Source organism: Tessaracoccus luoxuelianae (assembly GCF_055326245.1).
Genome location: NZ_JBUZNO010000001.1, coordinates 398,072 through 423,955 on the forward strand (window position 1 = coordinate 398,072; position 25,884 = coordinate 423,955).

The window sequence follows — 25,884 nt, forward strand, 5'->3', positions numbered from 1 at the left end:
GGCGACGCTATGCTGACAGCGATCTTTCAACAAGGGGGGCACATGCGGATCTGCGTCGCAGGACTGGGATATGTGGGATTGGCCAACGCTACGCTACTCGCTCAGCGCCATGAAGTGATCGCACTGGACATCAACCCTGAGCGCGTGAGTGCCGTCAATGAGCGCCGGAGCCCACTAGCCGACGCCGAACTGGAGCGCTTCTTTACCGAAGTCCCCCTGAACCTGCGTGCCACAACCGATGCGGCTGAAGCCTTCACGAACGCGCGATTCATCATCATCGCCACTCCAACCAACTACGATCCCGCTCTCAACGAGTTCGACACATCATCGATCGAAGCGGTGCTCGACCGGGTTGAAGAACTGGCCCCCGACTCCACCGTGGTAATCAAGTCGACCGTCCCCGTGGGCTACACCGCGCGCACTCGGATTGCACGTCCCGGCCTCAGGGTTCTGTTCTCACCCGAGTTCCTGCGAGAGGGCCGCGCCCTGCATGACAACCTCTTCCCTTCCCGCATAGTCGTGAGCGATCCAGGCGAGGACGCGGAGGAGTTCGCCAGACTACTGCAGGAGTGCGCCCATGGAACCGCTCCAGTCTTGATCACCCGCTCCACCGAGGCTGAAGCGATTAAACTCTTCGCCAATACGTTTCTCGCCCTCCGTGTTGCCTACTTCAACGAGTTGGACACGTTTGCCATGCAACACTGCTTGGACACGAAGATGCTTCTTGAGGGTGTGTGCATGGACCCAAGAATTGGCAGTTTCTACAACAACCCAAGTTTCGGGTACGGCGGATACTGCCTTCCCAAGGATAGCCAGCAACTTCTGGCCAACTACCGCGACGTTCCCCAGAACCTCATTCGGGCGGTCGTGGACTCGAATCAGACCCGGCAGGACTTCATTGCCGCGGACATTCTGGCCCACAATTCAGAGGTCATCGGCGTGCACCGCCTCACGATGAAGACGGACTCGGACAACATCCGTGAATCCTCCGTCCAGGGAGTCATCCGACGACTCATCTCGGCCGGTGCCACGGTCATCATCTACGAGCCCCTGATCAGCGCCCCCACCTTTATGCAGGCCGAAATGATCTGCGATCTGGCTGAGTTCACTTCACGCGCCGACCTCATCCTCGCGAACCGCCGGTCGCCGGAGCTGCAGACCGTGAGCCACAAGGTCTATACACGCGATGTTTTCCATGCAAACTAGCTTGAGCGTCGCGTTTCAGTGGCGCGCGAACACCACGCTATAGCAGTGTGAGGGGCGGACATCTAGCAGTGGCCACCGGTGACACGGGAGAGGAAAGTGGAGTCGGGCATCGTCATGCTCCTCGAAATCGGTCGCTGTGGGCGGTTCAGACCATTGCGGCGTCGGGGAACTCACCACCATCACCCCTCGGACGACGCTCAAGCAAGCCGCGCCCGGTCAGAGACTTGCGGCCAGGCGCGTCTATGTTGGGTCGGTCCCTCAGCCGATCCAAACGCTCTCGATACGAGGCTGCCATAAGGAGAATGCAAAGTAGCACTGCGAGCGAAAAGCCCTTGTCCTCAGTTGTAGCGCCAAAGATTAGGGTTGTCAGCCAAACGCATAATGCCCCAGTGGCAACGGTTTGCTCTGGAATGCGGCCGACGACGGGCAGTTTCACAAAGGCGGGTTGGATAATCAAAATCATCGCAGCGACGATCATGAGCGTGCCGACGACGCCAAATTTCGCGAGAAACAGGGCAGGTGTATCCAACTGGAACTCGACGGACCCCACCCCTGGCTTGGGGCTTGGGTAGCTCTGTCCGAAACCCCAACCGAAAGCAGGATGATCGCTCCAGATGACGAGCGCATACTGCGTGGCTTCCGCTCTCATGACTCCCGAAGCGTCGGTCGACGCGCCGGCACTGATTGCAGTTAGGGCAACCTCTATGCGTGTGAGCAAGAATTCGGCCGACGTAACGGTGACCGAGGCGAGCCACAATATGGCCGCGATCACGGCCCCCAACCCAAGAGCACCTGACAGTGCTCGGGTTAGCGGGACCCGTCCGGATGCCCGGAGTCCTAGCACGCCCGCAAACGCGGCGAACAGAACAAGTCCGGTCCTAGACCCGGTGAGGAGCACCAGACCGATCAGCAGGCCACCGTACAGAAGCCACATCCACCTAACATGCTGCTGCCCAAGGCCTCTCACAAGAGAGAGGGACACGCCAATGCTCAGCGCCATCATGGACGCAAGCCCAATGCGATCAATTGTCAGGGAACTCACGCCACGCAAAGTCAGGAACGTGACAGCAAAGGAAGTTCCTGCTATCACCGTGACCAAGATGACGAGCCTCTGAGCCGCACTCAAGCGAAACTCCGCGGCAGCGTCCAATGCGATGGGCACGCCTCCAGCGATGAGAATATAGGTCGTTGCATCTCGGACGACGCTGGCCGGGGACATCCCGAGCGAGAGTCCATTGATCATTGCGATGGCTATCACCGTGGCCAGTATCGCTGACCCAAACATCGGGGTTCGGAAGGGTCGCCCCCACAACGTGTCCACGTGTCTGAGAGAGCGAACCGTAGCAATTGAGATAACGACGAGTGCGACTGCGAGATACGCCATCTTGAGTAGGGCCCCGTCTTCTCCCGATTGGAAAACGAAGAGAGCACCCAGTACGTAAAGCAGCAACCGCCCCCACCCACGGCCTATCAGCACTGCCGCGACGAGCGCAAGGGGTATTGCAGGAATGAGCACAGGAGTGCCCAGTGCTGCGACCACAAGGGCCACCTCCAGTAGCAGCGCAGTTCCATAGATGAGAACCTTGCGTAACATGTGCGTGAGTCTACGCGACATGCAGCCAGACGTCGCCCCCACTCAGGCCAGTCGGCTACAAACCTCTACGTGGGGGCCATCCTCGGTGAACACCGTCGCTACGCGGCACCTCCTGGCTCGGTGAGTCGTCCATCGCCGGTGCATGGCAGCGTGGGGCCTCAGAACAGCTGACCATCACCGCGGTTGCGGTGCTCGAAGGGGTCGAGCCGAAACGATAGGCGGACCGCATCGACGGGACCACCCGAGTTGTTGCAATCAGTGAGCGCGCCAAGGACCGCAAGCGCCCACGAATCGGCTTCTCGATGGCGATTCTGGAGCCGTCGAATCGAACCGTCAATGCGACTGTGCACCGCTCCCCATGCAACAGTAATACACTCTCTCCTTCGCCGGTACTCACATGCGCCCGATCCCCGTCCACTGAGCGGGACGCTCTCTTGCTCATTGCGGTTCATGTCCAACGATTCACGGGCCCGTATCCCCTGCTCGAAGACGAAGCCCCACCCTCGCATTCATCCTGTGAACCGCCGCCCCGGCCATCACTCCTTCTGCCCATGGCAGGACATTCGTTAGAGCGGAAGCCCCGAAACTCACGAAGTCCCGAGTCATGCCGTACGGCAGCAGGAGCCCCGTAGTCTGACCCCCTCTGGCGCACCCACGAACTACCGGGCGAAACCCAATCTCACTTAGGCGGTGAGGAGTGGATCTATCAACCAAGCAATCCTTCAGTAAACTCGTCTGGAGATGCAAAAGTGAGGGGATCAAACACTACATGGCGCCTGACAATGGCGTTCAGTCCGTTCATCAGGCTCGCAAGCTCCAACGGCACCCACGAGGCTCGATCACCGCAAGTCCTCACCTCGTGCATCAGGGACTCAGCACCAGCCGCCAGTACCGGCGTCCCATACGCCAATGCGAGGGAGAAGATACCGCTAGGCCCCTCGTTCGAGTGAGCCACGATCACACAATTAACAGCCGAGATCCCAGCGCACAAAGTCTCATGGGGAACAACAGAATCAACAACCTTAACATGGCACCCCGACTTCCGCAATAGTTCCAGATCGAAGTCCACAGCCTGCCTGAGCCCATCCTCAAACTTGCCGAGAATGAGGAGCCCAACCGAGGGCAGGCTTAGGCTCGACAGCGCCTGGGCTATGAGCGCCAAGTTCTTGCGTGGAGTAATAGCCCCAAAGACGCCGAACCAGAATATCTCCGCTTCCAACTCGAAGCGCGGCAAGCCCGAACGCACTGGGACATCGATAGGATCCCTTACAAAGGGGGGTCCTGACGAACCCAACCACGTACTTGGTCTCAGCTCAAGGGCCCGAACTCGAGATGATCTATTGATGATCCACATCGTGATGCGCTTCACAAAGGCCTTCGCGGCTGTCCCCCAGGCACGGCCTCGCCGCGGAACTGACGTGCGCATAACAAGAATTCTCACATCATAAGAGGCACACAAACGCGGGTCGAATGCCAATCCCGGCAAGAATCGATCACCATCCAGCAGGACTAGACGATCACAGGCCACACTATCAGCGATACGAATCACATCCCTCACAGACCGAGTCTCGGCCTCGATCACCTGAATTGACTCGCTAAGATCGCCCAGATGTGAAATCATCTCCGGCGAGCCGAGAGTCCCTGGAGGAGCCACCAATACCGACTTGGCACCTCTAGTTCGAGCCGCGAGTGCCAGATGTCGTACATACTTGAGACGATGTCCAGAACGAGCCTGAATGTGGATACAAATACAACGAGCGTGTGCCATCAACGATCGACCTCGTCACGACACATACCGGAACGCGCCCCAAAAAGGCGGGATCGCGGGGGTCTGCGACAGTCGCCCGGCGTACACGAGTCCTGACGCAGGGCAGCCTGTGCCTCATTGTAATAGGTCGAAACTCTCAGATACTCAGCCTGTTCCTCGGCCGTCCGTTTGCGCCTCGTAGTGCCGATATCGAGCGGCGACACGAATGCTATCGGGCAATATCCGACCCGCCAAGACCGTTCCTTCCAAGCACGATGAGCCAATTCGTGATCATCCCCACCAAGAAAGAACCTTCGCGTGTCAAACCCACCCAACGAACGGAGCATGTTCAGGTCCAGCGCCAGCGGGCCGCGCATGACCGTCTCGTGGAGGAAGAGATCATGTTTCACATCCTTCTCGGGGATTTCAATCAAGTCCGCAATTCGACCCACCGCATTTCCAAAACGAGCCGCAACTGGGCGGAAACCGCCAGGACCAACCAACTTCGAGACGTGCCTGTAGAAGAGATCCACTATCCGTGAAACTGCCCCTGACAGGTGCGCTCCACACAGCCCCGCGACCCCGAAAGTATGCGCGCCACGACCGCCAACAACCAGCAACTCTGGCGTCATCTTAAGCCAATTCACAAGTGCGACATCAAATCCAGGATCGTCTACCAGCATGTCGGCTTGGATCTCGATCACGTATGGCGATCTGCTCAACGCAAAACCGATGGTGTCACACAGCGTCTCAAAGACACTCGACTCAGGCAATGCCAAGACTATTCGCGAAAAACGGCAGTCTCCTGAACGGCCAATTCTATCGATCCAGCTCCTAACCCGATCCGTGGTGCCATCGGTCGGCGAATCACAGATGACAACCAAATCGGAATCCAACTGGACACATTCATTCAAGTGATCCAGACACCCCTCAATGAAGTCAACCTGATTATACACCGGGATCACTAAAGTGCACTCCACCGCCCCAGTTTCCCGGATCGAGTATTCCTCTACATCTACTCGAAGGTTCTCAGAGAAGAACCCCGTGCCATACTCCCCGATCGTGCCGACCAGCGCGCCCAGTTCCTGCACGGATTCTCTGAACTCGACCGACCTCGATAACGACTCAGAACTTGGCATATTCGCCTCACACTCTACTCGAAGACCTTATCGCCCGAAGCACTACGACTGCGAGCCAAGCCGACACAACATACTGACAACCGCTTGAGGCCCATGCAGCACCTACTGCACCGCCAGTCCCAGCTCCCACACCTACAGCAACCACTTGAATTACTGACAACACTAGAAGGCCGAAAGACACCCTACGATCCAGCATTCGTGCCTGAGCAAACATCGTGAGAAGTTGATTGACCACCCCCGCGACGGTGCCCAGAGCAAGAATCTGCAGGACCGTCGCGGCCTCCGCGTACTGTTCCCCAAGAAGAAGAGATACAATGACAGGCGCCACTGGGATCACCAAAGTCGCGGCCAAGATACTCAGAGCCGGCAACCAGGCCACGTGCCGGACAGCCCGCCAAGAATCGTGCCATGAAGTCTTGTTAGCCACGAACGGCATTGCTGCTGCACTGAAGGCTCCAGCCATGAGACCAAGGGGCTGAGTCCAGCGGTTCACAGCGGTATATCCGCCGACGGCGTACCCGCCCCCAAACAGTGCAATCGCTTGGACTTCCAAAGACTGAATCGAAGACGCCAGGGACGCAACGCCATAGCCGCTCGTCTGTCGCCAGGGGTTCGACCATTCAAACCTTGTCGGCACTAGCCTAGATGTCGCCGGAGTAAAAGTCCATGCCAATGACGCGCCAACCAGAGAACCGACTGTCAGACCAATCGCCAACGCCAAGCCAGCTCCGCTAACGTTGAGTAGCAACAGGAAAACCGCCAGTGATGAAGCGCGGTCGACCAACATGGAGACAGCCACCTCAGACGCACGAAAGACGCGCCTCAACCCCACATATACGGTCTGCACAACAACTGTAGCTATCGCAATCGAGCCTGCCGTGAGAGCGGCTATCATGTCAAACCTCGTGAGGTACAACAGGGTGCCGACACCAATTGCTGCCAATACCGCCACGAGGGTCTTCATGGCCGCCCGGTTAGCCGTTTCACTGGTGGAGAGGCGACCAGACGCACCCTCCCGAGTCCACAATGCGTTGGAGCCGAAGTCAAGAAGCGCTGCCGTCGACATCCCCAACGCAATTGCGCTGGCTGTCACTCCGAATCTTTCGGGGGCTAGCGAGCGTGCAGCGAGCAGATAGACAGTTGCTGTTAGTAGTTGACTGACGCCCGTCGCAGCCGTCAGGACGAGAGACTGAAAACCTACTCCAGCGCGCGCTTGTCTCGCTCGGCGGATGACTCCCCGTTCTCCACGACGCGAATCAGATTCCAAGCCCGGGTCTGAGCAGCTATCTCTCATGAAGTATCTCCTTAAAGAGCGTCAGGTAGGCGTCTGCTACCGCCTCCAATGAGTGACTCCTGCCAACATGCTCAGCCGCGCCGTGGGCTCGCTCGCTGATATCTCGCCAGTGCATGGCGGCCTGATGTAGAGACTCAAGCGCGGAGCGCACGTTCGCGGTCTCGTAAGGAACAACCGCCGGCAAGTGCGCCGCGGTCGCGCCTAAGATTGACTGTGGCGCGACTATTACCAGTCCGGTTGCAGCGGCTTCGAGCAAGGCAATCGAATGGGCTTCACGGTCTGCCGTGCTCACCATGATGTCAACGGAAGCTAACGTTGAGTTTGGATCTTCAGTAGGCTCCAGCAACTCGGCATTCGATGGCCACGACTGGGCCAAGAGATCGCTAATTCGGGGGTCGCTTGTATCTATCGGGCCCCACCAGCGAAAGACGAGTTGTGGAAGCACCTCCCGCGCGAGCCATGCCAACTCCAACCATCGATCAGGGCGCTTCTGCCAGGCGAATCGTGCGACTGTACCGACCACACGGGGCGCGGGTGATACCGCGGCCTTCATCGCCCACTCAGACGGGATACCATTGGGAATCACGACTAGCTTCGTAGTGGCTGCACGAAAGCGGGACTTGTACGTCGCCAACTGGCTATCGGCGACTGCCACGACGGCAGGTGTTCTCCTCCGCAGAAGCCGTTCTGCCACGCGTAAGGTTCGGTCGGCAAAATCATCTGAAGCGCTGTGAAGTACGGTGACCACTGGCACAGGGCTCGTTAGGCGGGCATAGACATTCGGAATAGCACTATGCGACAACACGATGTCGGCGCCGGAATTCACGATTGCTCGTCTCATGTGCGTGATTCGACGGAGTCGAGAACGTTTGCAGTCTAGCGGCTCGACATAGATCATTGAGGTAGCGATGCCAAGCGATCGCCAGCTTCGATCTAGACCAGCGGCCAGCGATTCTGCACCTCCGACTCGCGGGCTCAGCAAGACCTGAACGACCTTCAACGGACCCGACGCCCTTTCAAGAAATTGCCATGATCAGGTCCCGGAGTCCACCACATAATACGTGCTTCCGCAGTAATCTGCTGGGCATAGCCCGGTCCGGGTTCGGGTAAGATTGCGCTTGCCAAGCAGGCTCGCACTAGACTAGCCCGCGCAAAGACTGCGCGACAGAGCTTGACTTCCCTTGCGAGGCACCGAGCCCTCCCAGGCGACATCTCCATCCTGATCATTGCTTCTCCGAATTCGTCTGGAAGAACTTGTCCAGCCGCCATCTCGAATGTCGACGTCCGAGACTTTCCAGAGAGTCTTGCTGCGCGTCAAGTAGCGAGAGGTGCCGCCGTGCATCGTCAGCGGGAAATCGGTCTCGAATATGCCTTGCAGGGCTGCCAGCGACAACGGCAAAGGCTGGGACATCGCGCGTCACAACTGAACCGGCCGCAATCACCGCGCCGTCACCAACGACGCAACCCGACAAGATGATGGCCCCATACCCAATCCATACATCTCGACCAATGATCAGCAGATCGCCAGGCTGTCGACGACGATCCCCTATCCAAGTGCTGTCAACAATTGGGATCCCAACTGCACGGGTATCATGATCGTTGCGCCCAACCAAACCCACGTTCGCGGCGATGACGGACTTGAATCCGATCGCGCCATCGATCTCAATTGTGCAATTGCGGCCAATAGCGACATGGTCACCAATCACCAGACCATGGGCGGAGCGGACGACACTCCCCGACCCTAGACGGAGCGACTTTCCAACAGTAACGTTGCCGTGTATCGATAGATGGCAGTGTGCCCATTGCCATATGGCCCGGATTGTCCGCCCGGCGCGAAAGCGCCCTAACCGACCGCGTTCAGCATTCACCTGGCGCGCACCTGAGGCTCATCTCGAAGCGCCAGTTCGAAACCACTGGCCATCGCGGTTGAAGAATACGTCTCTCCTATCGTACGGGCGATCCCAGCGTGGTCCCAAGTCAACTCACCTGTGTGAGCCTGAATGATGCTCCTCGCGAGATCCTCAACATCATCTGCCGAAAAAGTCATGCCGGCACTCTCGGAGAGCAACTCCACCTCGGGCGCGTGCGGCTCATCATCGGCAACTATCATCGGCACGCCAAACCCTAGGCTCTGCGTCAAGCTAAGCCCAACGTACCCGGGGGATAGCGACACCACGGTCTCTGAGTACAGAGAACGAAGGGACTCGAAATCGCCGACGTGGCCCAGAAAATCGACGCGACATCCAAGGCCCAGTTCATGCACGCGCCTCTCCAACGACGGTCGCAGGGACCCGTCCCCGACGAAGGTGAGGCGTGCGGTCGCGGGCAGCCCGCTCACTGCCAGAGCGAAGGCCTCAAGCGCAAGGGCCGGCTTCTTCGGCGGTTCTAGCCGACCGACATACAGCGCCCGCGAACGTACTCCTTCGCGGTCCCAGCCGAGCTTTTCGGCGGGGTACAGTCCATTGGCAGCCACCCAAATGCCAAGTTTCACGGATTCGCGCCTGGCTTGATCGGCATCCGTCCATGTGTAGCTGATGACTCCATCAGCCGCCTCACGCATTAATTTGCGCAGCGGTGCTGTCTTGGACGATGGACCCTGCCTCGGGTTGATATGGCCCCAAACAAGAACACGCCTGCCTCTGGCTTTGCACAATGCGATAAGAAGCCAGGCTGTAATTGAACGCGGATTCAGATCCACCACGACAACATCCGCCCCACGGACGAACCGGAGCACACCTTTCTGCCAGAGCAGTCGACGGCGCATCAAGTGTCGGCTCGGTTGCACAACCACCCCCTCATGGGTGCCGCTTCGAACAGTCGCATCGAGGTGGGTATCTCCGGCTACCAGCACCAACTCGTCCCCTCGTTCCTCCAACGACCGTCTGAGTTCAACGAGGAAGTGGTGACGGTACTCAGGAAGCACCGCAACAATCACCGATGCTCGCATAATGCGGACCTCCTTTCGTCCATGTGCGACTGCCTGGAGAATTTGCAGTGGTGAGCGGCCTCAATCGATGCACTCATTGGGAGAATCTCCAGCCCGCGTGGCCCACACTATCCCATACTGCATTTGGTGGCACATCGCAGTCGACGCGGGTGAGGGGCTTGACTAGAGACGATCGGCCAATCGTGACCCCTCCAAGCACGACACACCTTGACGTGATCCAGGCTCCCGCTTCAACGACAATAGGACGAGTAAGCAGCGCCATGTCCCGACGCACCGCATGACTTCCGGTAGTCAGAAGGCTCTCTTGCGAGATGATCACGTCGTGCCCCACCGTCACGTGATCTTGATTATGAATCCATACTCCTTCTCCTATCCACGAGCGATCGCCAATCTGCAGTTTCCAGGGAAAGCGAACTCTGGTCCGAGGCCGGAAGATGACTTTCTGTCCTATTTCAGCTCCAAAAGCGCGCAGAACTGCAACACGGAGTCGAGAACTCACCTGGAGCGGGTTAGTCACAAACAAGAGCTCGGCAAGTCCCCAGACAAAGACTAGCCAGCTGGGCCGATCCCAGGATGCGCGTTCGCCAGGGGCTTTGGAGAGATCAATAACCGGAATCTGAGTCACGTTTAGACTCGAATCTTCGCGTGTGCTAGATCTGTGTACCATGCGACGGTTCGTCGAATACCGTCCGCAAGCCCCACTCTCGATGTCCAGCCCAGACTCTCGAGAACTGAAACATCTAGTAGTTTCTGGTGCATTCCATCGGGCTTGGTCGTATCCCACTCAACATTACCGCTGTATCCAGTGGCATCCGAGACGATCTGCGCAAGCTCACGAATAGACACGTCGGTACCCGTGCCGACGTTGACCTGCGACGGGCCGTCATAGTGCTCCAGCAGGTGCAAGCAGGCGGTGGCCAGATCGTCGACGTAGAGGAACTCGCGACGTGGCTGTCCCGATCCCCAGTTGGTGATCGTAGTCGCGCCGGTGCGCAGCGCCTCGTCGTAGCGTCGAATCAGCGCTGGCAGAACGTGCGAACCCTTCTCTGAGAAGTTGTCTCCGGGGCCATAGAGGTTCGTCGGCATCGCCGAAATCCAAGGCAGGCCATACTGGCGCCGCACCGATTGGACATGCATGATGCCGGCGATCTTCGCGATCGCGTAGGCATCGTTGGTCGGCTCAAGGTGTCCGGTAAGGAGGTACTCCTCCTTGATCGGCTGTGGCGCGTTCGCGGGGTAGATGCATGAGGAGCCGAGGAACAGAACCCGCTCCACTCCCGCCTTGAGGGCTGCGTCAAGAACGTTGACCTGGATCTGCAAGTTCTCCGAGAGGAAGTCCACCGGGTATGTGTTGTTGGCGTAGATTCCGCCCACCTTCGCTGCGGCGAGCACGAGGTAGCGCGGCTTCGCCTCGTCCATGAACGAGAAGACGGCAGGCCGATCTTTCAAATCCAGCTCGCTCGAGGTTCGGCCGATGAGGTTGGTGAACCCGTTAGCCTCCAGGTGACGCCACACGGCGGAGCCGACGAGCCCGCGGTGCCCTGCAACGTAAAAGGGCGCGCTTCGGTCCAGCGGACCAGGTGTGAAGTCAGTCACCGGGAGACTCCGTTCAGAGAGGTGAAGCGGGGGGTGTCGATCCAGTTGCGGCCCTCGCACTGCAAGGCCTCGATGTCGGCATCTACCATTAGACGAGCAAGCGCGTCACCCAGGATTGCTGGCTTCCAGCCAAGGCGCCGCTCCGCCTTGGTGGGATCACCAATCAGCGCGTCCACCTCGGTGGGTCGAAGGTATCGCGGATCGAACTTGACGAAGTCTTGCCAGTCCAAGCCTGCGTGGGAAAAGGCAGTCTCGAGGAACTCCCGGACTGTGTAGCCCACGCCTGTGGCGAGTACATAGTCCTCAGGTTCGTCCACCTGGAGCATGCGCCACATACCCTCGACGTACTCCGGCGCATAGCCCCAGTCGCGGACCGAGTCCAGGTTGCCCATGTATAGATCCTTCTGCACTCCAGCCTTGATCCTGGCCACAGCACGGGTGATCTTTCTCGTCACGAATGTCTCTCCACGCCTCGGGGACTCGTGATTGAACAGGATCCCGTTGACGGCGAACATCCCGTAAGCCTCACGGTAATTGCGGGTCACCCAGTAGGAGTAGACCTTGGCCGCGCCGTACGGGGAACGCGGGTAGAACGGGGTGTCCTCTCCCTGCGGAGGAGGCGTGGCACCGAACATCTCGGACGTGGACGCCTGGTAGTAGCGGCAGTGGATACCGCTGCTCCGCACCGCTTCAAGGAGCCGGACCGCACCCATCGCATCGGTGTCCGCAGTGTGAACCGGCTCGTCGAAGCTCACGCGGACGTGGGACTGCGCGGCGAGGTTGTAGACCTCATCCGGGCGGATCTCGTGAAGGAGCGAGACGAGGCGCGCTCCGTCATCGAGGTCACCGTAGTGGAGGAGAAGCTTGGCATCGGCTTCATGTGGGTCCACGTACAGATGATCGATGCGACTCGTGTTGAACGTAGAGGCCCGGCGGATCAAACCGTGTACCTCGTATCCCTTGTCGAGGAGGAGTTCAGCAAGGTAGGAACCGTCTTGCCCCGTGATTCCGGTAATGAACGCCTTGCGTGCCATCGTGTTGCTTCCCTTCGTCATGCTTGTGTGGTGTTGAGTGCAGCGGACCTCCGCTGCGCCAAGAGTTCTTCGAGGAGTGAACCGAAGCCGGCGAAGGCAGCATCGGGGGTAAGGTTCTGGGCCACGAAAGTAGGACCGGCTTGCGCCTGCTCCGCGCCCCAGCCCCCAGCCAAAGCTAGGACCGCGCTCACGAGGGCCCACGGTTCTGTGGGCGAGACGACAACCCCGGCACCGCTCGCCGCGATCTCCTCGCTCGTGCTGCTCAACGAGTCCGTGGCCGCTACGATCGGTTTACCTGTCGCGAAATAGGTGGTGAGTTTACTGGGCACGGCAGACTCGCTCAGGCTGGATCGCTCGTTGACCAGGAGAACGTCTGCAGCGCTGAGCGCCCGTTGGAACTCCTCACCGTGCAGGCTATCCAGGAACTGTATGCTCCCACAGCCTTGTGCTTGCCTCTCGAGACGGGACCGCTGGTTGCCGTCCCCAAGCAAGACGAACCTGATTGGCAACTCCCGGGCTTCGGCTAGACGGGCTGCTTCGACGACGTTCTCCAAACCTTGCTTGGCGCCCATGTTGCCCGCGTGTAGCACGATAATCTGATCTGCGTTCCAACCGTGCTCGGCGCGGAATCCAGGCTTGATGGCACCCTCGTCGAAGGAGACATGGGTCCAGTTCCGAATGACGGTGAGCCGATCGCTCGCCACCCCGAAATGCTCGAGCGCGTATCGCGCGAAGCGGGGGTGGATCACCACCATTGCGTCGCAGGATCTGGCCAGCGCACCCTCGATCCTGGCCATCACCTTGCCGAGGATGCTAGTGAGCAAGCCTGGTGTCTCGGTCAGTCCGGCGCTGTAGAGATCCTGCGTCCACAGAACTGTGCGCGGGCGCTTTCGCCCGAACCCGACTCGGGCCCTCACCATCGCGGAGGCGAACAGCGAAGGGCTGACAAGCAGCAGAGCGTCCGCGTCGGCTGGGATCAGGGCGCCGAACTTCAGGCCGAAGAGCACTTCGTAGACCATCCGCTTGAGAAACGAAGGGTGACGAGGGACATACGAGGTCACCCGTCGGATCGACAGGTTCGCTCCATGTTCCTCAGACGCCCATGCGCTACGGTCGCGCACTCTCCACTCCGGGTAGTGGGGCGCTCCGGCCACCACGCTGACCCGGAACCCGCGACTGGCCAATCCCTGAGCCAGCCCGGCTGCATAGGGTGCATTGCCCGTGGTCTCCGGTGCGAAGTGCGTAGAGACGATGACAATGTGCGGCGTGTTCGTTGGCGGGTCCGCCGCTCGTGTTTCGTCAGTACGCGCCACTGGGGAACAACACCACCTTGATAGTACGAAGGATGATCGCGATGTCACCGGTCAAGGACCAGTTCTCGACGTAGCGCAGATCCAGACGAATGCTGTCCTCGATGGACAGCTCGGAGCGCCCGCTCACCTGCCAGAGGCCAGTGATGCCCGGCTTGATCAGGAGGCGACGATGAGCGGTGGGCGTGTACTCCGCTACCTCGCGCTCGACCTGGGGACGCGGCCCCACAATGCTCATGCCGCCGGTCAGGACGGTCCAGAACTGCGGCAGCTCATCAAGCGAGAACTTGCGGAGCACCTTGCCCACGCGCGTGATCCGCGGATCGTCCTCCATCTTGAACAGGAGAGCGCTGCCGCCAGCCTGTTCGATCATGGCGGCGATCTTCGACTCGGCGTCCACACACATGGTGCGGAACTTGTGGATCACGAACGGCTGCCCTCCGCGCCCCACGCGCTGCTGCCGGAAGAGGACCGGTCCGCCGTCATCGAGCTTGATCGCGATCGCCACGGCCAGCAGCACTGGCGAGGTGAGGATCAACGCCATCGCAGCGAAGGCGATGTCGAACGAGCGCTTCATCCAGAAGTGCAAGCCCGAGTAGCGGGGCAGATCCACGTGGATCAGCTTGAGGCCCTCCACGGTGCTGTATCGCAGGCGGGGACCCGCGACGTCTGTCATCCGTGGGATGACCATGAGCCGGACGCGGGAGCTCTCGAGGTCCCAGGCCAGCCTGCGCGTGGCCGCCCTGCTGAGGCCCCCGGCCACTGCGACGGCCCCCAGGTGCATGCTCTCGAGCTCATCCGGGATCTGGTCGAAATGGATCTCGGGAAGATCGAAGCTGTTCTGAGTCCCTCCGGTGCGCGGATGATCCGTCACGCAGACCGCCGCCGGGTAGAAACCGGCCTCGGGGTTGCGACGGATGTCGCACACCGCTCCCCGGACGTCCTCCGCCGATCCCAGCACCAGCGTGGCCACCAGCGCCTCTCCGCTGCGTCGCTTCGCGTTCAGGCGGGAGCGGCACACCCAACGGACGGCGAGCAGCACGAGGATGCCCAGCGGCAGGAGCGCGATGAAGAACAAGCGAGAGAGCTGCGCCCCGGCCAGGTACGAGGCCACGGCGATGAACCCGAACGCGTAGAGCGACCCCTTGATGACCCGTCGGTACTCCTCTGGGCCAGCACCCAGGATCTCCCGGCTGCGAGACTCGTTGCCAGCGAGGGCCGCCCACCAGACCAGACCGATCAGCGCGCCCGCGACCGGATAGGTGATCGGAGCCCCAGCAACGCTCCCGTCCGGCGACTCTCCGAACCGCAGAAATCCGGTGACGAGAATGGCCGCAACAATGGCGATCAAGTCTAGGAGCGAAAGAACTCGCTGATAGTTAGTTACCCATCGGTCAGCATCCACGGCCGAGCTCTGGATCTCACCCATTACTTGAGCCGCGCCTGCCTGCTGGCCCGTCTGCCCAGGAACGCCGTCCCGCTCCTCACGAGCTTCAACAGCCTCAATCATGCGATCCCCCGATGCGCCTGTCACGTGTGATACATCCATCCGAATGCTCACGCAAATACTTACACGAGATCTGTTTCGCCAAGATGGGCGACACCGTTAGCGAGCCGCCGAATAGTAGCCGGCATAGGCCTCGCTGGCGCGCACCGGGACGTCATTGAGAACCACGCCCAAGAGGCTCACGTCCGCCGTCTCCATCATGTGGACGGCCTCAGCCACGTGTGCACGACGCACCTGGCCTGAGCGTGTCACCAACACCGCGCCCCCGGTCTGGGCGGACAGAACGATGGCGTCCGTGACTGGCAACAGGGGCGGCGAGTCGAACAGGACAACATCGTACTGACGCTCCACGGACGCCAGCAGCTGGGCCATGGCTTCAGACCCCAGCAGCTCCGACGGGTTGGGCGGGATGGTCCCTGCGGGGAGCACATCGAGCGTCCCGACGCCCACCCTCGCCGTCAGGTCGGCGAGCGCCGCCCGGCCGGTCAGGACGTCGGAGAGCCCCAGCTCGGAGTCCAGCTGCAGCCGTGCTGCCACCTGAGGGCGACGGAGGTCTGCGTCGATCAGAAGCACCGACTCGCCGGCCTGGGCCAGCACCCGCGCCAGGTTGATGACCGTCTCCGTTTTGCCCTCACCAGCGGTTGCGGACGTCACCACAAACGAGGATCTGCGCTCACCGCCTAGCCCGAGGAAGCCCACGTTGGTGCGGAGACGCCTGTAGGCCTCGGCGTTTGCCCAGTGCTGGCCGTCGTCGTCTGCGGATCGGCCGGCGCTGCTGACGATGTGGCCCACGGATGCCAGCACCGGAGCTTCGGTGAGCGCCTCGACGTCCTGCGTGCTGCGTACCCGAGTGTCCGCGAGGCTGCGCAGCACTGCCTGGCCCAAGGCCAGCATCGCCCCAAGTACTGCCCCAAGAGCCAGGTTGACGGCAGGGCGCGGGGCGGTGGGGCTCGTCGGCACCTGTGCCGTGTCGATGACGGTGGCGCTCACCAGCGCGGCCCCGTCGGGGCTCGGCGGCGCGAGCTGACCCACCGCTTCCTGAAGACTGTTGGCCACACTGTTGGCCAGGTCCGCCGCGAGAAGGGGGTCGCGATCCTCCGCCTGGATCTCGATCACCGAGGTGGCGGTGGGGGCGGTGACGGAGAGTTTTCCGGCCACCTCACCCGGAGAAAGATCTAGCCGAAGGTTAGTAATGACTGGCTCCAGAACCATGGCCGAAGTGGCCACAGTCACGAACGACTTGACCTGCCGCTCGGCGTAGGTTGCGCCCTGCGAGAGTTCCCCCGCGGTGCCGCCGCTCTCCACGGCGAGGAACACGGATGCCGTCGAGGAGTAGGTTGGCTTCTGCAGCAGAGTGACCACTGCGGCTATCGCAATGCACGCGAACAGCGTTGCCAGAGAGCTTCTCCAATACCGCCTCACGATTTGCAGGTATTGCTCCAGCTCCATGACCATCCTCAGGTGTTCGCCGCTGCCTGTGCCAGGCCGCCGTTTGTTTCAGGGCGCCGCGGAACGCGCGGCACGTCCCTGTGCGCCCTACAATAATGTGGCTTCGAGTCAATGCTAAATCGGCCGGGAAGAGACCCATGAAATCACTGCGTGACGTCAGCAAGCTCAGCGCCATTGGGTTGATCCTCCTGGGCCTGCTCGCCGTCGTCCTCAGTGCGCTGGCACTCACTCGGTTCCGGCCGATGGAGGCGGCGCCCGCGTCCACGAGCCGCCCGTCCGCCACGCTCACAGGCTCGGCCGGCGCTGAGGCCACGCCCTCTCCGTCCGTGGCCGCATCGCCCTCGGCGCCCGCGGGCAGTGCGCCGGCCTCGTCGGCGGCTCCGGTCAGCGGACCGTCTGTTGTGGTGGTGGGTGATTCCTTCTCCATCGGGGAGCCGTCAGACACCTGGGTGGGCACCGCCGCTGAGGAACTCGGCTGGGGCACGGTGACCAACCTCTCTTCTCCCGGCCGCGGGTACATCACGGCGCCGCGCTCCTGCGAGTTCGAGCCGTGCGCCACGTTTGTGGGCACCATCCCGGCCATCGCTGAAGCTGGGCCGGACATCGTGGTGACCTTCGGCGGCACGGCCGACGGCGACTACAGCTTGGCCGAGCCCGCCTCCGAATACTTCGCCGCGCTGCGCGAGGCACTCCCCCGGGCCGAGTTGGTGGCCGTCTCCCCCGTCACGACCGACAAGCCGGCCCCGTACTTCCTCACTTTGCACAACAGCACCATCCGCGACGGCGTGGAGGCCGTCGACGGGTCGTTCGTTGATGTGGGGCAGCCCGGCGCCGGGGACGGCGAGGCCTTGTCGGGCGAGGCGCAGGCGGAGATCGCGCAGCAGGTGGTGGACCAGCTCCGGTAATCCGGTCCAGCGGCGGACGTTCTAGGTTTCCCCCCGACGAACTGCTCCGCGGCGAGCCAGGGGGCGGCATCGGGTTCCTTGGCGGTGGCGAAGCCGTCGACCAGCGGAGGCGCGCGGCCTCGCGCGCCGGTGGGCTCGGCCCTTAGGGTACGGGCCGAGTTGCAGCCTGAGCCACAGGCGTATGATCCGATGCCAGTAGCAGGACAGGCAGCAACGAGGAGGACCTGTGTCGTTGAACGGCGCACGCCCTTCAGTCATCGTGATCGGCGATCTCTGCCTCGACCACAACGAGGTGGCCGGGCGCGTGCTTGAGCCGTCGTGGGGGTCGCCCGCGCTGTTCATCGCCAGACAACTCCAGCACGAGTACGGAATGCGCGCCCTCGTCAGCGGCCCCTACGGCAAGGACCTGCTGCCGTTCCTCGGCGGAATCGAGTGCGATCGTGGACCCTCGGGTCGGCGCTCCTTGTCGTACAAGAACGTCGCCGAGCCCGCACCGTCGGGCCAGGAGGCGGCAAGCGCCCCGTGCAGAATCCAGCACTGGCGCCCCGCGGACCGCCCACTGGGGCCGATCAGCCCCCATACCAACTGGACCGCCTTCGACCTGGTGTACTTCTGCCCACTCGTCCCGGACCAGGATCGGGCAGCAGACATCGAGGAGTTCCGCGCCGCGCGACCAGACGGAGACGCCGTCCACGTCCTCGTGGCGCAAGGCCTCATGCGGGTCAGCGGCGAGCCGAGCGGCGACCACTACAGGCGGGTTGAGCGCCGCGACATCACCGACGCCGAAGCAGCCACCTGGTCATGCTTCGACATCGTCGTCTTCTCCGACGAGGACCAGAGCGACGCGCTCGCCAAGGCGACCCGCTGGTCGGCCAACGGCGGGGCGACCGGCACCGGCTTCGTCGTCACCCAAGGACAGCGGGGCGCCAGCCTGTGCTTCCAGGGCAGGGCCATCCCCATCCCCACGCGGCCCGTCACCGACGAGTCGACCTCGGTGGGCGCCGGGGACGCCTTCGCCGCCACGATGGGGCTCGAGTTCTACCAGGCCCACGTCGTCGAGGCCATGGGGAGACCCGAAGCGCTGCATCGGGCGACGGTGAGGGCCACGGCGGCGGCCTCCGCGCGCGTGCTGGCAGGCGTGTCGGTATCGGCCGAAACCCGGTAGCGGGGGTCCTGGCGGACGCGGGGGTAGAGTGAAAGATCCCCCGGGCCACCGTGGCTCTGGACTTCACCCGAGGGTGGTGATCAGATGGCTGAGCAGGTGACGGATCACTCTGGCCTTGACGGATCAGAGTTCGACGGGTTCCTCACCTTCGCCGAGGTGGCGGCGCAGTTCGACCAGTTGTCGGACCGCCTCCGGGCGACGGAGAAGCCGCTGGCCAACGCGTTGGTGGAGGCCGCCATCGAGATGGCGGGCGCCCAATGGGGCACCATCACCCTCCAGGACGGAGACGAATTCCGTTCCCTGGTGGTCAGCGACGACTTCTCCCTCCAACTGGACCTCCTGCAGTACGCCTTCGGCTCCGGGCCGTGCCTCGACGCCATCAAGCACGACACCCCCTTCATGGTGCCCGACCTCCGTCACGAGAACCGCTGGCCGGAATACACCGCAAGCGCCCGCAAATTGGGCGTGCGCAGCATCTTCGCCCACCCCCTCCACCTCATGGATCAGGACCGCACCATCGCGAGCCTGAACCTGTACTCCGACACCGAGGACGCCTTCCGAGACAGGGCCAACTCGGGCGAGGCTGCGGTGGTGTCGACGTTCGCCGCCATGGGTACCTCCATCGCGCTCAGCCAGTCCAAGGCCGAGCAGCTGGAGAGCGCGCTGCGCACCAACCGGGAGATCGCCATGGCGATGGGCGTGCTCATGGGCCGCCACTCCATCAGCCGCGACGCCGCCCTCAACCTCATGCGGCTGGCGAGCCAGAACTCCAACCTGAAGATGTCCGTCATCGCCGACGAGATCATCACCACCGGCGAACTGCCGATGGAGCGCGTCAGACGCGGTGGCGCTGCAACCACATCTCCAACACGGTCAACTGCCACAGGCCGTTGACGCCGGCCGGAAGCAGGCTCCCCCGCTGCGCCGCCAGTAGCGTCTCCATCACCTGAGGCTGCAGGAGATGGAACGCGGGCGCCCTAAACTGGGGCGCGCAAGTGCCGACGCAATCAGGGAGGCCCACCAGCGTGCTCGTTCTCCACGCCCTCTGGATTCCCGGAAAACGGAGCGCCGCAGTGTGGGCCGAAGACTCGGAGGCAATGATCACCAGCCCGAGCCAGGCCCTGCGGCAAGCCCGCCCGCACCCCTTCGCCGCCACCACGGGCGCCCTCGGGGCCCTGGTTCCCGGAACTCCCTCGACGGCGACGGTTCTCCTGCCATCACTGCGGAAGGCGCCCTTGGATTCGCCTGTCCTGTTCCGCATCACGCCACGACGGCAGGCCGGCACCCGGCCCTCGGCGCTTGAGTGGAGGGTCCCGGTGCTCATGCTGGACCCGGCTAAGGTCGAAACCAGCCTCGCCCCCCTCGTCGACCCCGCCGCAGCTGACACCTCACCCGGACAGTGGCAGGACGTCGACGTGCGCCCCGCCGCGTCGCTGCGACACCTGTTCGACGTGGCCCGCTACGCCGCCGAGCTCGTCGAACGTGGGCGGGTGCTGCCCACTTTCGCGAACACCCAGGCAGGTCCCGAGGCGCGCTGGAGAGCCGTACTGACGGGGCAGGACGCCGCGGCAGCGGTAGCGCTCATCGCCGCCGCTCCCCCGTCTGTCCGCGCCGCGAGCCCAGCCTCCAGTGCCGCCGCGCTCGTCTCAGAGGCGCTGGACACCATCGCCGACGCGCTCGCCCGCACACAGCTGGTGGGATCGATCCTTCCGCCACGACGAGGCCGGCGCCCCGCTCGCCTGCCCGCCGCGGAGGCATGGCTGGAGGCCCTCACCGGACCGGATGCGCGGTTCGACGCCGACCCCGACGAGCTGCGAGAGCTCGCCGAGCGGCTGCAACCATGGGCCGACGCCCGCGTGGAAACCCCCGGCCCGGCGCAGCTCGTCCTGCGGCTGCGAGACCCGAACGTGCACGCTTCGCCGGAGGACGCATTTCTCGACGCTCAACCGGCGACCGCCCCGCCCGCGGCCGACGCAGGCCTGGACGCGGCAGCGGCACCCACCTGGGAACTGGAGTTCCTGCTGCGCTCGCGCACTGATCCGAGCCTGCTGGTCGACGCCCCGCGCATCTGGGGCGGCGACGGCTCCCTGGCCCGCTGGCTGGAACGACCACGCGAGGTACTGCTGACAGAGCTCGCCCGTGCCCAGCGCGCGTTCCCCCGCTTGGAGGCCGGGCTCCGACAGGCCCAGCCATCCGGCCTCAGCCTCGACGCCGAGGCCACCTACGACTTCCTCACCCAGGGCGCCACCGCACTCGACGACGCCGGCTTCGAGGTTCTGCTCCCCGCCTGGTGGCGTCGGCCCGCCCGCGTGGGGCTGCGCCTCAGCGCCACACCGTCGGACCACGGTGAGACCGGCGTCGGGTTCGGGCGCGAACAGTTGTGCGAGTTCCGCTGGGACCTTGCCGTCGGGGACCACGGGCTGAGTGACGATGAGATCGCGGTGCTTTCGGCCGCGAAGTCCCCGCTCGTGCAACTCCGCGGCCAATGGGTGGCCATCGATCCCGCCCAGCTGGCGCGTGGCCTGGAGTTCCTGCGCAGCGAAGGCACCGGCCGCACGTCCGCCGCCGAACTGCTCACCCTCGCGCTCAGCCATCCCGACGACCTCGAGCTGCCCCTTCCTCTGACGGACGTGGCGGCCGAAGGTTGGCTGGGCGACGTGCTCGTCGGCACCGTGCCCGACACAGTGACCGGCATCGAGCCGCCAGGGAGCTTCACCGCCACGCTGAGGCCGTACCAGCACCGCGGCCTGGACTGGCTCTCCTTCCTCAGCCGTCTAGGGCTGGGCGCTTGCCTCGCCGACGACATGGGACTTGGCAAGACCATTCAGCTCCTCGCCCTCGAAGCGACGGCCCGCCACCGTGCCGCAGACAGCGCGGACAGCCCGTCGGCCCCCACCCTGCTCCTGTGCCCGATGTCGCTCATCGGCAACTGGGAGGCCGAGGCGGCCAGGTTCGCGCCCGCGCTGAGGGTGCACGCGCACCACGGCCCGGAGAGGCTGCGGGACGAGGACCTCACCGCCGCTCTGGCCGGCACCGACATCGTCGTGACCACCTACGCCACCGCCCTGAACGACATTGACCAGCTCGCGGAGGTCGAGTGGGAGCGGGTGGTGCTCGACGAGGCTCAGGCCATCAAGAACCGGCTGTCGCGTACCGCCAAGGCCGTGCGCCGCCTGCAGGCCGGCCAGCGCATCGCCCTCACCGGGACACCGGTGGAGAACCGGCTCACCGAGCTGTGGTCCATCATGGACTTCCTCAACCCCGGCATCCTCGGCTCGCCCGAGCTGTTCCGCGCCCGCTTCTCGACCCCGATCGAGCGCCACCGCGACGACGACGCCGCCAAGCTGCTGCGACGCGTGACCCGCCCCTACATCCTGCGCAGGGTCAAAACCGATCCGGCCGTCATCGACGACCTGCCCGAGAAGATCGAGATCAAACAGCACTACCGGCTCACGGTCGAGCAGGCCTCCCTGTACCAGGCGGTGGTCGACGAGATGATGCAGCGGATCGAGGGATCCGAGGGCATCAAGCGGCGCGGCAACGTGCTCGCGGCGATGACCAAGCTCAAGCAGGTCTGCAATCACCCGGCGCAGCTGCTGCATGACCGCTCGCCGATCGGCCGACGCTCCGGCAAGCTCATCCGCTTGGAGGACATCCTCGACGAGATCCTCGCCGAGGGCGACCGCGTCCTGTGTTTCACGCAGTACACCGAATTCGCCGAACTCCTCGTGCCGCACCTCGCTGCGCGATTCGACACAAACCCCGCCTACCTGTCGGGCAGCACCTCGCGCGAGCGGCGCAGTGAACTCGTCGAGCGGTTCCAATCAGGCGAGGGATCACCCCTGTTCGTGTTGTCGCTGAAGGCCGGCGGAACCGGGCTGAACCTGACGGCCGCGAACCACGTCATCCACCTCGACCGGTGGTGGAACCCCGCCGTGGAGGACCAGGCCACGGACCGGGCGTTCCGGATCGGTCAGAAACGCAACGTCCAGGTGCGCAAGTTCATCGGCACCGGCACAGTGGAGGAGCGCATCGATCAGATGATCGACGAGAAGAAGGAACTGGCGAACATGGTCGTCGGCGACGGCGAAGCATGGCTGACAGAGCTTTCCTCCGCCCAGTTGCGCGACCTGTTCGCCCTGTCGAAGGACGCGGTCGGTGAGTAGCGGCTTCGATCCGCGGTTCTTCCCGCCGTCGACGCCTCGCGCCGTCGAGGGTGGCTTGCGGGCGAGGAGTGCTCGGGGGAAGATCGCCAGCACCTGGTGGTCCACCCGCTTCATCCAGGTGCTTGAGGACACCGGGATAGGGGGTCGGCTTTCCAGGGGCCGCAACTACGCCCGTCGGGGCCAGGTGATCTCACTCGAGCTGAGCCCCGGGCAGGTGAGCGCCGCCGTCCAGGGTTCACGCGCCCGCCCGTACCGGGTGCGCATCGGGGTCACGGCCTACGGGAAGGACCAGTGGGCAAGGGTTGAGGAGTCCCTGGCCGCCGACGCCTGGTTCGTCGCCCAGCTCCTGGCAGGTGAGATGCCGCCCGACATCGAGGGGGTCTTCGAGAGTCTCGGCCTGGCGCTGTTCCCGCAGAGCGCCGACGACCTGTCGTTGGATTGCTCATGCCCTGACTGGAGCGTGCCCTGCAAGCATCTGGCCGCGGTGTTCTACCTGCTCGCCGAACGATTCGATGCCGATCCCTTCGAGATCCTCGCCTGGCGTGGCCGCGACAGGGAGGATCTGCTCTCCCGCCTCGACGCCGTCGTCTCCGACGACTCGGAGGGCTCGGAGGGCTCGGATGCGGCAACGCCACTGACGGAGCTGCTCGAGGTGTTCTACGTTGCCGCGGCGCCGTCGCTCCGGTCGCCGACCGTGACCGGGCCGAACCTGCTGGATCAGCTCCCCCGCGTGCCGGTCACGGTGCGCGGCCGCCCGCTGGCCGAGGTGCTACGCCCCGCCTACGACGAATTCGCAGGCCTCCACGACGGCGGTGCCACCCGACGCCGGGGAGTCCCTCGTAGCGACGCCTGAGGCGCCCCGGGAGGCCAAGGCCACTCGAATCTACTCTAAGCGGTTTAGAGTAGATTCGAGTAGCCCGAGAGTGGGTGTGCATCCTTCCTGAAGATGTCCGTCATCGCCGACGAGATCATCACCACCGGCGAACTGCCGATGGCCCGCGTCAGACGCGGTGGCGCTGCAGCCACATCTCCAACACGGTCAACTGCCACAAACCGTTGACGCCGGCCGGAAGCAGGCTCCCCCGCTGCGCAGCCAGCAGCGTCTCCATCACCTGAGGCTGCAGGATCTCCCGGCCCCGGGCCGCCTGCGAGGAGAGCGTGTCGCGCACGAGGCCCAGCACCGGGCCGTCCAGGTTCATCAACGCCGGCAGCAGCAGGTGCCCCTTCGGGCGGTGCACCACGCCGTCGGGCAGCAGGTGCCGGCCCAGAGCCGCCAACACGTCCGATCCGCCCCGCTCCCGCTCCGGGTGGTGGGCCGCCAACTCCACCAGGTGCCGGTCGAGGAACGGCGCCGTCGCCTCCACCCCCCACACCCTGGTCATCCGCACAGCGTCCCCCAGCGGCTCGAGCTCCGCCCCGAAACCATTGCGGGGGTCCACGGAGCCGCCGAGGACCTCGTCGGCGCCCTGCCCGGACATCACCGTGTCGGTGTGCTCCGAGGCGTGACGGGCCAGCAGATGGAACGCGGGGGCCTCGTGGGCGGCCATCGGCTCGGCCATGTCCTCCACCGCGGCGGCCACCGCGGGCACCAGCTCCGCTGTGGGGACGTGCAGGCAGTGATGGGTGGTGCCGAAGCGCCTGGCCACCACGCTGGAGTACTCGAACTCGTCGCCCGGAACGTCCTCCGAGCTGTCGAAGCCGATGCTGAACGTGTTGACCCCGCCCCGATGGCAGTCGGCGAGCAGGGCCACCAGCAGGCTCGAGTCCAGCCCTCCCGACAGCAGCACCGACACCGGCCCAGACCCCGGCAGCCGGCTCCGGACCGCCGAGAGCAGGGCTTCATGGGCGGCCTCATGCCACTCGTGTTGCGACCAGCGCTCGAGGTCGCCGTCGTCCTGGGAGTCCGGCCGCCAGTAGACGCGGTCGCGGGTGCCGTCGACGTCGATGACCCGCAGCGTCGCGGGAGGGAGCTTGCGGACCCCCTTCACGATGGTCCGCGGCGCGGGCACCACCGAACTCCGGCTCAGGTAGTGATGCAGCGCCTCCGGATCGATCGAGGTGTCCACTCCCCCAGCCGCCAGCACCGCCGGGAGGGTGGAGGCGAACAGCAGGCCGGCGGGGGTGTCGGCCAGATACAGCGGCTTCACGCCCAGGGCGTCCCTGGCCAGCAGCACCTTCCGTTTGGCCCGGTCCACGAGCACCACCGCGAACTCGCCGTCCAGGTGCTCGACGAAGTCCTCACCCCAGCGGGCGTAGGCGGCCAGGATCAGGTGGGCGTCGCCGTCGCGGGTGGCGCCCAGCTGCCGGCGGAGCTTCGTGCGGTTGCCGAGATGCGCGTCCACCACGATCGCCATCCCGGAGTCGACGTCGACGACGGGCTGCAGGTCGCTGCAGTCCGGGGTTCCGGCGTAGCGGTACGCAAGGACCGCGTGCCCGTCGCCCCACATCCGACGCGGCCCCCACCGTCGACCCTCCAGGGCCTCCAGCATCCGGCTGACAGTGTCGACGTCCGGACGCACGCCGCGCCCGAGGGTCACGGCGCCCGCGAGGCCGCTCATGGCGCCGGGTGTGGCGCGGGTTGTCGTCGGTCTGAACCAAGAATGCGCACAGGTCTCACCTTCCAGCAGGAGGGGAGACACTCGTCGGCTCCCCTGACATGTCGCGGGGAGGAAGGATCGCAGAAGCGGCCACCCCAACCGCGGGGCAGTGAGCCGGCTTCTTGACTCATCGAGCACCCTAACCCAGGCGGGGTGGGAGAGGGAATAGACGTTCGCCGTCAGAGGAGGGCGCGAGCGGGGATGCCCGCGTGGCGAGGGCTGGCTGCC

General features: G+C 63.7%; 19 protein-coding genes. 6 read left to right on the plus strand and 13 right to left on the minus strand.

The genetic code is table 11. From position 1 onward, the window contains the following. Positions 1–42 precede the first annotated feature (42 nt). Positions 43–1,206, plus strand: a complete 1,164-nt coding sequence (locus tag ACZK39_RS01800; RefSeq protein ID WP_463612339.1) for a nucleotide sugar dehydrogenase — start codon at positions 43–45, stop codon at positions 1,204–1,206. Positions 1,207–1,351: 145 nt separating this feature from the next. Here ACZK39_RS01800 and ACZK39_RS01805 read toward each other — a convergent pair whose 3' ends face one another. The 12 genes from ACZK39_RS01805 to ACZK39_RS01860 form a co-directional block, all read right to left on the minus strand. Beyond that, a complete protein-coding gene (locus tag ACZK39_RS01805) occupies positions 1,352–2,800 on the minus strand; it encodes an O-antigen ligase family protein (protein WP_463612340.1) in 1,449 nt (482 codons plus the stop codon). A gap of 706 nt (positions 2,801–3,506) precedes the next feature. Continuing rightward, a complete protein-coding gene (locus tag ACZK39_RS01810) occupies positions 3,507–4,034 on the minus strand; it encodes a glycosyltransferase family protein (protein WP_463612341.1) in 528 nt (175 codons plus the stop codon). Between the two features lie 533 nt (positions 4,035–4,567). Next, on the minus strand, positions 4,568–5,638 hold the full coding sequence (locus tag ACZK39_RS01815) for a glycosyltransferase family 2 protein (protein WP_463612342.1): 1,071 nt from the start codon (positions 5,636–5,638) through the stop codon (positions 4,568–4,570). 55 nt (positions 5,639–5,693) lie between these two features. Then, entirely contained in the window at positions 5,694–6,980 is a 1,287-nt protein-coding gene (locus ACZK39_RS01820; protein WP_463612343.1) for an oligosaccharide flippase family protein, read from the minus strand. Then, entirely contained in the window at positions 6,970–7,878 is a 909-nt protein-coding gene (locus ACZK39_RS01825) for a glycosyltransferase family 4 protein (RefSeq protein WP_463612344.1), read from the minus strand. Before ACZK39_RS01825 ends, ACZK39_RS01820 begins: the two co-directional genes overlap by 11 nt. 325 nt (positions 7,879–8,203) lie before the next feature. Beyond that, positions 8,204–8,686: a DapH/DapD/GlmU-related protein gene (locus ACZK39_RS01830; protein ID WP_463612345.1), complete on the minus strand. Its 483-nt coding sequence runs from the start codon at positions 8,684–8,686 to the stop codon at positions 8,204–8,206. Positions 8,687–8,844: 158 nt separating this feature from the next. Then, the gene (locus tag ACZK39_RS01835) at positions 8,845–9,927 is read right to left on the minus strand and encodes a glycosyltransferase (RefSeq protein WP_463612346.1); all 1,083 of its coding nucleotides are present in this window, start codon (positions 9,925–9,927) and stop codon (positions 8,845–8,847) included. A gap of 627 nt (positions 9,928–10,554) precedes the next feature. After that, complete coding sequence (locus ACZK39_RS01840; protein WP_463612347.1) at positions 10,555–11,523, minus strand: GDP-L-fucose synthase family protein; 969 nt, start codon at positions 11,521–11,523, stop codon at positions 10,555–10,557. Further along, complete coding sequence (gmd, locus tag ACZK39_RS01845; RefSeq protein ID WP_463612348.1) at positions 11,520–12,578, minus strand: GDP-mannose 4,6-dehydratase; 1,059 nt, start codon at positions 12,576–12,578, stop codon at positions 11,520–11,522. Before gmd ends, ACZK39_RS01840 begins: the two co-directional genes overlap by 4 nt. Further along, the gene (locus tag ACZK39_RS01850) at positions 12,575–13,918 is read right to left on the minus strand and encodes a glycosyltransferase family 4 protein (protein ID WP_463612349.1); all 1,344 of its coding nucleotides are present in this window, start codon (positions 13,916–13,918) and stop codon (positions 12,575–12,577) included. The genes gmd and ACZK39_RS01850 overlap by 4 nt, the downstream gene beginning before the upstream one ends. Then, the gene (locus tag ACZK39_RS01855) at positions 13,857–15,218 is read right to left on the minus strand and encodes a sugar transferase (protein ID WP_463612350.1); all 1,362 of its coding nucleotides are present in this window, start codon (positions 15,216–15,218) and stop codon (positions 13,857–13,859) included. The genes ACZK39_RS01850 and ACZK39_RS01855 overlap by 62 nt, the downstream gene beginning before the upstream one ends. Before the next feature lie 255 nt (positions 15,219–15,473). Beyond that, entirely contained in the window at positions 15,474–16,829 is a 1,356-nt protein-coding gene (locus ACZK39_RS01860) for a tyrosine-protein kinase domain-containing protein (RefSeq protein ID WP_463612351.1), read from the minus strand. A gap of 131 nt (positions 16,830–16,960) precedes the next feature. On the opposite strand from ACZK39_RS01860, the gene ACZK39_RS01865 reads away from it, so the two are divergent. The 5 genes from ACZK39_RS01865 (at position 16,961) to ACZK39_RS01885 (ending at position 23,912) form a co-directional block, all read left to right on the plus strand. Beyond that, positions 16,961–17,728 carry an SGNH/GDSL hydrolase family protein gene (locus ACZK39_RS01865; RefSeq protein ID WP_463612352.1) on the plus strand — a complete coding sequence of 256 codons (768 nt, stop codon included), beginning with the start codon at positions 16,961–16,963 and terminating at the stop codon, positions 17,726–17,728. Between the two features lie 226 nt (positions 17,729–17,954). Further along, on the plus strand, positions 17,955–18,893 hold the full coding sequence (locus ACZK39_RS01870) for a hypothetical protein (RefSeq protein WP_463612353.1): 939 nt from the start codon (positions 17,955–17,957) through the stop codon (positions 18,891–18,893). A gap of 84 nt (positions 18,894–18,977) precedes the next feature. Further along, complete coding sequence (locus ACZK39_RS01875; protein ID WP_463612354.1) at positions 18,978–19,787, plus strand: GAF and ANTAR domain-containing protein; 810 nt, start codon at positions 18,978–18,980, stop codon at positions 19,785–19,787. 203 nt (positions 19,788–19,990) lie between these two features. Next, the gene (locus ACZK39_RS01880) at positions 19,991–23,059 is read left to right on the plus strand and encodes a DEAD/DEAH box helicase (RefSeq protein ID WP_463612355.1); all 3,069 of its coding nucleotides are present in this window, start codon (positions 19,991–19,993) and stop codon (positions 23,057–23,059) included. Further along, the gene (locus ACZK39_RS01885) at positions 23,052–23,912 is read left to right on the plus strand and encodes an SWIM zinc finger family protein (protein WP_463612356.1); all 861 of its coding nucleotides are present in this window, start codon (positions 23,052–23,054) and stop codon (positions 23,910–23,912) included. Before ACZK39_RS01880 ends, ACZK39_RS01885 begins: the two co-directional genes overlap by 8 nt. Positions 23,913–24,060: 148 nt before the next feature. Here the strand turns inward: ACZK39_RS01885 and ACZK39_RS01890 are convergent, their stop codons facing one another. Next, the gene (locus tag ACZK39_RS01890; RefSeq protein WP_463612357.1) at positions 24,061–25,617 is read right to left on the minus strand and encodes an asparagine synthase-related protein; all 1,557 of its coding nucleotides are present in this window, start codon (positions 25,615–25,617) and stop codon (positions 24,061–24,063) included. Between the last annotated feature and the right edge of the window lie 267 nt (positions 25,618–25,884).